Genomic DNA, 1,426 nt, shown 5'->3' with positions numbered 1-1,426 from the left:
CCTCAATATCTCATCGATGGCTATTCTTTCTAGTTCGTTCATCTGTTATCCTTTCTAATTTTGATATAATTGACTTATCTTTGATGAAAGGAGAGACAAGTCATGATTGAAAATTTTGATGATTTCTTAGAAGCTAAGTATCCAGAAATTCGAAGCGGTATCAACGAATCTGTTAGCGAATCTTTGAAATCACTTGTTGACAACGGTATTGAGCTTGATAGTGAAGTTGTTGCTATTTCAAGCGCTATCGCATTCAATACAACTTGTGAGATTCTAAGAGCTTACGATTCATATGTGCAAAAGCACAAGAATCAATAGTATCCATTACAATCTCTAAAGCTTCATTAGCGTTTACCACTTTTGGTAGGCGCTTTTTTTGTCCAATATATGGATATCGTTTTGGTTTCATGTTTGCTCCTTCCTACTCCTCAAATTTTTCCCAAGGCTCTCGGATACCGAGCAACTTGGAGACCTTTAGTTTTAGCTCGACACTTCCCTTGCCCTTTTTGAGCAAGTCAGAAATCGTTCCTGGACTATCCAAACCAACTGCTTGAGCTAAGTCAGATTGTGTCCATTTCTTTTCTGCCAGTCGTTCCTTGACTAGGTTGGCCCACTTTTGATGCTGTGCGCTCATTCACTCACCTCCTTTTTTTGCGAACTTTTTAGCGAATATTTTTATAAAATCTGTTGACATTTTTAAATAAATAATTTAAAATCAGAGTATACAAAAACTATCAACAGAAACGCTTGATTAAACTAATTCCAAAGTCGCCAAACTTATTTTTTTAGGTTTAATCTTCGCTTTTTGTTTCGTTTATTTGTTCGCCTTACAAATTATATTTTAGATTATTTATTTAATTTAGTCAACACTTTTTATATAAATAATTTAAATATTTTTTGTCAATCTCTCAGAAAGGTTGATGTATCAATGTTTCCCACGTTTGAAAAAGTTAGGGAATTAGCAAAAAAACAGGGCTTATCACTAAACCAAGTTGAAGAAAAGCTCGGTTTTAGCAAAAATACCCTGTATTCTCTTAAAAGACAAAAGGTTAGTTCTGACCGCCTACAACAAATCGCCGACTACTTCGGCGTGTCTACCGACTACCTTCTGGGCAGAACCGACAACCCACGGATAGCCACCGAGGCAGACCAAGGTCCAGACGACATCGACGAAATCATAGCTAACGCCATGATGTTCGACGGCAAACCACTGACTGATGATGATAAGCGGGCTATCCGTGGCATCATTGCGGGTTATATGAGCAGCAAGGGAGATTGAGGATGAAAGAAATAATCTATCTGGACACAAATTTAGTTAACTCTCTACTCGCTCAGAAAAATGCGGGGTTGGTCACAAAATTGGTTAATGAAAACAGTGAATCAGACTCTAATGCAGAGGGCGGTTTTGATCAAACTGCAACTTCTG

Annotated in this window: 3 protein-coding genes; 2 read left to right on the top strand and 1 reads right to left on the bottom strand. The window is 37.6% G+C overall.

Features of this window, described 5'->3' with window-relative positions; genetic code table 11:
* The first annotated feature begins 102 nt into the window (after positions 1–102).
* Positions 103–318: a hypothetical protein gene (locus HSISS2_RS10390; protein WP_021146629.1), complete on the top strand. Its 216-nt coding sequence runs from the start codon at positions 103–105 to the stop codon at positions 316–318.
* A gap of 103 nt (positions 319–421) precedes the next feature.
* Here HSISS2_RS10390 and HSISS2_RS10385 read toward each other — a convergent pair whose 3' ends face one another.
* Entirely contained in the window at positions 422–634 is a 213-nt protein-coding gene (locus tag HSISS2_RS10385) for a helix-turn-helix transcriptional regulator (RefSeq protein WP_021146628.1), read from the bottom strand.
* A 294-nt stretch (positions 635–928) separates the two neighbouring features.
* On the opposite strand from HSISS2_RS10385, the gene HSISS2_RS10380 reads away from it, so the two are divergent.
* Positions 929–1,279 (top strand): helix-turn-helix transcriptional regulator, encoded by a 351-nt coding sequence (locus HSISS2_RS10380; protein ID WP_042767153.1) that lies wholly within the window; start codon positions 929–931, stop codon positions 1,277–1,279.
* Positions 1,280–1,426 lie beyond the last annotated feature (147 nt).

The sequence above is a fragment of the Streptococcus sp. HSISS2 genome (genome assembly GCF_000448665.1).
GTDB lineage: Bacteria > Bacillota > Bacilli > Lactobacillales > Streptococcaceae > Streptococcus > Streptococcus raffinosi.
This window is presented reverse-complemented; position numbering and strand designations above follow the sequence as displayed.

Bases quoted from the DNA above. Each gene is read 5' to 3' on its own strand.
- HSISS2_RS10390 (WP_021146629.1), top strand. From the start codon at position 103: ATGATTGAAAATTTTGATGATTTCTTAGAAGCTAAGTATCCAGAAATT.
- HSISS2_RS10385 (WP_021146628.1), bottom strand. From the start codon at position 634: ATGAGCGCACAGCATCAAAAGTGGGCCAACCTAGTCAAGGAACGACTG.
- HSISS2_RS10380 (WP_042767153.1), top strand. From the start codon at position 929: ATGTTTCCCACGTTTGAAAAAGTTAGGGAATTAGCAAAAAAACAGGGC.